This is a genomic window from Actinospica acidithermotolerans (assembly GCF_018139625.1).
In the GTDB taxonomy this organism is placed as follows: Bacteria; Actinomycetota; Actinomycetes; order Streptomycetales; family Catenulisporaceae; genus Actinospica; species Actinospica acidithermotolerans.
In genome coordinates, this window is sequence record NZ_JAGSOH010000043.1 from 45499 (window position 1) to 51774 (window position 6276).

Below are 6276 nucleotides of genomic sequence, written 5' to 3' on the forward strand. Positions count from 1 at the left end.
GCTGGATAGGAGCGCCCGGCGGACGCGCCCGGGTCAGTGCGGGCGGAGGGCCGCCTCCTCCCGGTCAAGGTCCTGTTGGAGGCGGCGGCGAGTGGTTTCGCTGATCCGGTGCTCGTCGTACAGGCGCTGCAGGTGGGTGTTCTGCACGCCGATCACCTCGCGGCGCAGCTCGCGGTAGGCGGTGCCGAGGGTGGTGCCGTCGGGGCTTTCGACCTCGTGGTCGAGGCGGGCGGCCAGGCTCCGGCGTACCCGGTCGATCACGGCTTCGGGCATGGCCTCGAGCGAGGCGAGGTGTTCGACGTGCGCGAGGGCGGCGTGGTTGAGCGCGGCGTGGGTCTCCGATTCTTCGCGGGCGGTGTGTTCGGGTTCGAGGGCGAGCCCGGAGCGATTGACGACCGCGGCGAGCGTGAGGCCTTGGCCGACGAGAGTGCACACGACCACGGAGGTGGTGAGCACGAGGACCAGGGGTCTGCCGGGCAGCGGGCTGCCGTTGTCGGCGGTCAGCGGGATCGTGAGCGCCGCGGCCAGCGGCATGACGCCTCGGGTTCCGGCCCAGGTGACCACCGCGGCCAGCCGCCACGACAGCCGGTTCTGCCCGGGTTTGACCACGCGGGTCAGTGGCAGGGTCCACAGGATGCGTGTGCCGAGCAGGACGGTGGCGAGCGCGAGGGCTTGGAGGGGCCACCAGGTGCTGCTTGGCGGCAGGTTGCGTACCAGGGTGGGCAGTTGCAGCCCGATGATGCTGAATACGACGCTTTCGAGGAGGAACACGACGACGGCGTAGACGGCGTCGACCTGCAGGCGGATGCGGGCGTCGGTCAACTGGTGGTGGGAGCGGCCCAGTATGACGCCGGCGACCACGACCGCGGTGACCCCGGAGGTGTGGGCGCTTTCCGCGAGCACGTAGGCGGCGTATGGGGTGGCCAGGGCGATGACGGTCTCGAGGACCGGGTCGGTGGTGCGGCGGCGGATGAGCCCGACCAGGGCCGCGAGTGCGGCTCCGATGAGGGTGCCTCCGCCGGCGAGCAGCACGAACTGCGCGCCGGCCCCGCCGACGTGCACCGTGCCGCCCACGGCCACCGCGATCCCGACCGCGACCTTGAACAGAACCAGGGAGGTGGCGTCGTTGAACAGGCTCTCGGCCTGCACGAGCACCTGGATGCGGCCGGGTAGCGCCAGGCGCCGGCCGAGCGCGGTCACCGCCACCGGGTCGGTGCTGGCCAGCACGGCGCCGAGGACGAACGCCATCGCCGGCGGCAGGCCGGTGAGGGCGACCGCTGCGAAGCCGACGGCCGCTGCCGAGGCGAAGACCAGGCCGAACGCCAGTATGGTGACTGGGCGCCAGACCGTGCGCAGATCGCGCAGGGAGAGTTCTTCGGCTGCGGCGTAGAGCAGTGGCGGCAGTACGACGATCGCGATGGTCTGGGGCGCGACGTGCACGGCGGGAGCACCCGGGATGAGGGCGATGCCCAGGCCGGCGAGAACGAGCAGCGATGGTGCGGGAATGCTCCAGCGGTTGGCGATGCTGGCCACCGTGGTCGCGAGCACCACGAGGAAGAGAACGGCTCCTACCGCACCCATCTGCGCAGCCCCTGATCCTTCAGGCGGGCGCTGCCGCCGGACGCCGCAGACTTCTTCCCCGCGCCGACCAGGCTTCCCGGCACACCGGAGATCATCTTATAGGGGTTTCTAACACTCCCGTACGTTTGCGTGACGGCCGATGGTCCCGGCCGGGCCGGGCAGTGCGGCCCTGTCGGATAGCGGGGCGTGCTCTCAGGCTGGTGGGGTGGCGAAGCGTGGGAGTCTGCGTATCTACCTCGGCGCGGCGCCGGGGGTCGGTAAGACGTACGCGATGCTCGCCGAGGGCCAGCGGCGTCGGGCCCGCGGGACGGACGTGGTGATCGGGCTGGTCGAGCCGCATGGGCGGCCGTTGACCGCGGCGATGGCCGAGGGGCTCGAAGCCGTTCCGCGCCGTCAGGTGTCGCATCGCGGTGTCGTCTTCGAGGATCTTGACGTGGCGGCGGTGCTGGCGCGGGCGCCGCAGGTGGCCTTGGTCGACGAACTGGCGCACCCCAACCTCGACGGGTCCGGGCACCCGAAGCGCTGGCAGGATGTCGACGATCTGCTCGCCGCGGGCATCGACGTGGTCACCACACTCAACATCCAGCACTTGGAGTCGCTCGGCGAGGTTGTCTCGCAGATCATCGGGGTGCCGCAGCGCGAGACCATTCCGGATGCGGTCGTGCGCCGGGCCGATCAGATCGAGCTGGTGGACATGACCGCCGAGGCGCTGCGCCGCCGGATGGTGCACGGCAACATCTATCCACCCGATCGGATCGATGCCGCGCTCACGCACTACTTCCGGCCGGGGAACCTCACCGCGTTGCGCGAGCTGGCGCTGCTGTGGATGGCCGATCGCACCGAGGAGGGCCTGCGCGCCTACCGTGCCGCCCACGACATCGTCGCGCCGTGGGAGACGCGCGAGCGCGTCGTGGTCGGCCTGGCCGGCCGAGTCGAGGAGGAGCCGCTCGTGCGGCGCGCGGCCCGGATCGCCGAGCGCATGCCCGGCGCCGAACTGCTCGCCGTCCACGTCCGTGCGCAGGACGGTCTCAGCGAGGCCGACCAGGAGGCGCTCGGGAAGCTGTTCGCCCTGGTCGAATCGCTCGGCGGCAGCGTGCACCGGGTGACCGGGGACGACACCGCCGAGGCGCTCGTCCAATTCGCCCGCGCGCACCAGGCCACCCAGCTCGTCCTCGGGTACACGGCGAGCACGCATCGTTTCCCGCTGCGCACCCGTTTGACCACTCGGGTGCTGCGGCGCAACGAGGGTATCGACGTGAATCTGGTGAACGACCGCGGCGGCGGGTCGGGGCCAGAGCGTCGGCTGCCGCGGGCGGCCCGGCGACGCGCCGTGCTGGCCGAGGCAGAGCTGATCCGGGCCCTGTCCGTCAGCGTGCTCGACGGGCACGAGGATCTACCCAGCCTGCTCGAACAGGTGCGCCGAAGCTGCGATCTGCGTGCCGTGAGCCTGCTGGAACCGCTGCCGGAGCATCCAGGCGAGTGGAGCGTGGTGGGGAGCGCGGGCGAGCACGCGCCCGAAACTCCCGCAGGCGCCGATGCCACGGCGACACCGGACGGCTCGGTCACGCTCGCCGCTCGCGGCCGAATCACCGACCCCGCGGTGCGCGAGGCGTTCGCCGGAGCCGCCGAGCGCATACGGTCCATGCGCGTGCACGCCGCCGAACGGGGCGCGCGGCGCGAGGAGCGGCGGCATAGTGTCAGGGCGACGCTGGCCACCGTGCAACTCGTCCTCGTCCACGAACTCGCCCCCCGCCTGCACACCGTGCGCGCAGACCTGACGTCCGGCGAACCGGCGGAGATCAAGAACGCGGCGCATACGCTGGACGCGCTCACCCGGCGCGTCGAGGAGCTCATCGATCTGTGCCGGGTGGACACCGGAGGGTTGGAGCTGCAGTTGCGGCCGGTAGAGCTCGACGAGGTGGTCGAGGCGGCCCTCGAGGATCTCGGCCCGGGCGGGCGCGGCCTCGTCATAGATCTGCCCGAGGATCTCCCGGACGCGGTCGCCGACGCCGATTCGCTCTCCCGGGCGCTGACGGTGCTGGCCGCCGACGCGCTGCGGCGCAGCGATTCCGATCGACCTCCTGTCTTGAGTGGCCGAAGCAGCGACGGTCGAGTCCAGCTTGATCTGACGGTGCGGCAATCGGCGCGGCAGGGGCCGGAACCGGGTGCCGACGAGGACGGAACGCCGCGAACGGCATTGGCCCAGGAGCACGACCTGGCCGTGCGCCTTGCGCGGGGCCTCATCGACGCGATGGCAGGGACGTTGGACCTCAAGCGGACCGACGGAGCCGACCGTTACAGCGCGGTCATCGACCTGCCCGCGGCGCGACGCGGCTGACGATCATGGTTCTCGGGCGGCCCTCGTCCCCTGTGCGCCGTGGCGCGACGCGTCCCCGGGCCGTTGCGGGCGGTCCGGGGACGCGTCGCGCCAGGTCAGGCTCCGGGGCGCTTGCCGTGGTTGGCGTTCTTCTTGCGCCGGGCACGCTTGCGTCGCGCGCGTTTGGCCACGTGTCGTCCTTTTCAGATGCGGTGTGGGCGGGCTCAGGCGGCGGCAGGCGTCGGCAGCCGGTCGAAGCCGACGGTCTTGGCAGTGGCCTTCCACAGCCGGGCGACCGCGCGCTCGTCGGCCACCAGACCGGCGAACGGGCCCTGGACCTCGCCGTCGTAGTACGCGCCGTCGGTGAGCTCGGTCTCGGGCAGGCAGAGCCTGGAGACGGTCTCGGCGCCCTCGGCCGCGGGAGCTCCGGTACGCGCGTAGAGCGGGAGCAGTCCTGAGGCGATGACGCCCGGATGCACGCTGGCGGCGAGCAACTGATCCCCGCCCGCGGCGGCCGCCGCGCGGGTGAACATCGTCAGCTGCAGCTTGGACTGCGCGTAGGCGGCGGTGCGGGAGTAGTGCTTGGCGCGGTCCATGTCGCCCCAGTTGAAGTTGCCGGTGCGGTGCAGGGAGGAGGAGACGTTGACCACGCGTCCCTGCCGCGTCATGCACAGCGGGACCCACAGTAGCCGGGTGAGCAGGTACGGTGCGAGGTAGTTGACCTGGTGGACGAGTTCGTGTCCGTCGCGGGTGACCGCGCGGGTGTCGCTGCCGGATACTGCGGCGTTGTTGACGAGCACGTCCAGGCAGGGGTGGCGTGCCTCGATGCGCGCGGCGAGGTCGGCGACGGCGTGCAGGTCGCGGAAGTCGGCGACCTCGAACTCGATCCTCTCGGCGGGCAGCTTCGCCAGCAGCAGCCGGTCGCGCGCGCCTTCGACGAGCTCGGGAGTGGGGCCGTGCACGATGACGGTCATGCCCGCGGCCAGCAGCCGCCGGGCGATGCCGTGCCCGATCCCGTTGGTGGCTCCGGTCACCAGGGCGACACGAGCCGACGTGGGCACAGCGGACATGGTTGTAGACATAGTTATATATCCAAACAATGAGAAATGGGATCATGCGAAGGCGCGGCGCACCCGGCCGCCCGTGAACCGGGCGGATGGCGGGAAGCGCGGGAATATAGCCGCGCTCAGGCGCGGCGTAGGTCAGCGGCCGGGATGCGGCGGCCGATCGTCATGCCGAAGGCCGCCACGCAGCGGCGGGGACATGACGGAGGTGTTCATGACCGCCAGTCAACGCCGTCGCGGCTACCGGGGCAAGGACTCAGCCGGCGACTCCACGCCGATCTGACGCGGATTCAACGCCGCTCACCGGTCTTTCGCGGACCTCGGCGGCAGGGGGAGCGGCCCGGGTCGTGCCGATGCGTCGAGCACGTGGTTGATCTGTTGCCGTCGGCTGCGCCACGAGCGCAGTGCGGCGTGCAGGGGTGACGGTGGGACGGCGATGACCGGGCACGTCGCGTGCGCCAGGCAGTAGCGGGCGGTACCGGCGTGCAGGGCGTGCCGGATCGTTCCGCGTCGGCCCGCGCCGACGATCAGAAGATCATGCTGCCTGTTCGCGGTCTGCACCAGGACGGGCCCGGGCTCGCCCATGATCACCCAGGGTTGGACGGGAAGGTCGGTCGGCGGTCCGCCCAGGCCTTCCTCGAAGGCGCGCCGCAGATCGCCCTCGGCGAACTCGCGCAGGACGCTGTTGTAGTGCGCGGACGACGCGCGCCTGCCGGCGAGCGCTCCGCCCGGCGATCGCCAGGCCAGGACCGGGACGAGTACGGCCGCGAGCAGGCGGGCCTGGGCTGCCGCGAAGCGCAGCGCTTCGAGGCTGCCGAGCGAGCCGTCGACTCCGACGACGACGCGACCGACGATTTTCGACTCCATCTGGTCAGCACATCACGACCCATTCGGGTTCATGCGGTTGCTCACACCGACTCAACATGATCCGGCGCGCTCTCAACGTTCCGCACACGCCGCGCGACATACTGGCCCAAATCGGGCGAGTGTCGGTGGCGTGTCGCGCAGGTAACGGTCGGGGCTCGGCCTGTAAGCCGGGTGTGGAGATTCCCATAACGCCCGTTAGAGGCGCGTGAGCAAACGGTGCATCCGGCCGGCGTTGCTGTTCCATACCTGGTGGTTCGGAGTGTGCCGCGCTGGTGCGCCCCGCATGTTCCGGACCGAGCCTATCCACATGTCTAGTCAAGAGGAGCCCGAGATGGCCGACGTCCTCTACGTCGTGCTCGTTATTGCGGCCTTCGCCGTTTTGGCGTTGGTCGTGAAGGGGGTCGAGCGTCTTGAGCGCTGACGACGTCATCGGTTTGATCGCCGCTG

Annotated in this window: 5 protein-coding genes; 1 reads left to right on the top strand and 4 read right to left on the bottom strand. The window is 70.9% G+C overall.

Features of this window, described 5'->3' with window-relative positions:
- Window positions 1-33: 33 nt before the first annotated feature.
- Window positions 34-1581: a Na+/H+ antiporter gene (locus tag KDK95_RS16255; protein ID WP_212519018.1), complete on the bottom strand. Its 1548-nt coding sequence runs from the start codon at window positions 1579-1581 to the stop codon at window positions 34-36.
- Window positions 1582-1852: 271 nt separating this feature from the next.
- Between KDK95_RS16255 and KDK95_RS16260 the strand changes: the two genes are divergently transcribed.
- A complete protein-coding gene (locus KDK95_RS16260) occupies window positions 1853-3919 on the top strand; it encodes a histidine kinase (protein ID WP_249161396.1) in 2067 nt (688 codons plus the stop codon).
- 95 nt (window positions 3920-4014) lie between these two features.
- Here the strand turns inward: KDK95_RS16260 and KDK95_RS38230 are convergent, their stop codons facing one another.
- The 3 genes from KDK95_RS38230 to KDK95_RS16270 all read right to left on the bottom strand — a co-directional run bounded on the left by KDK95_RS38230 (window position 4015) and on the right by KDK95_RS16270 (window position 5829).
- Window positions 4015-4089 carry a 50S ribosomal protein bL37 gene (locus KDK95_RS38230; protein ID WP_372463331.1) on the bottom strand — a complete coding sequence of 25 codons (75 nt, stop codon included), beginning with the start codon at window positions 4087-4089 and terminating at the stop codon, window positions 4015-4017.
- A 33-nt stretch (window positions 4090-4122) separates the two neighbouring features.
- On the bottom strand, window positions 4123-4968 hold the full coding sequence (locus KDK95_RS16265; protein ID WP_212519020.1) for an SDR family NAD(P)-dependent oxidoreductase: 846 nt from the start codon (window positions 4966-4968) through the stop codon (window positions 4123-4125).
- Window positions 4969-5262: 294 nt separating this feature from the next.
- Window positions 5263-5829 carry a universal stress protein gene (locus KDK95_RS16270; protein WP_212519021.1) on the bottom strand — a complete coding sequence of 189 codons (567 nt, stop codon included), beginning with the start codon at window positions 5827-5829 and terminating at the stop codon, window positions 5263-5265.
- Window positions 5830-6276 lie beyond the last annotated feature (447 nt).

Coding starts and splice junctions, on each gene's coding strand:
- KDK95_RS16270 (WP_212519021.1), bottom strand. CDS start 5,829: ATGGAGTCGAAAATCGTCGGTCGCGTCGTCGTCGGAGTCGACGGCTCG.
- KDK95_RS16255 (WP_212519018.1), bottom strand. CDS start 1,581: ATGGGTGCGGTAGGAGCCGTTCTCTTCCTCGTGGTGCTCGCGACCACG.
- KDK95_RS16260 (WP_249161396.1), top strand. CDS start 1,853: ATGCTCGCCGAGGGCCAGCGGCGTCGGGCCCGCGGGACGGACGTGGTG.
- KDK95_RS16265 (WP_212519020.1), bottom strand. CDS start 4,968: ATGTCCGCTGTGCCCACGTCGGCTCGTGTCGCCCTGGTGACCGGAGCC.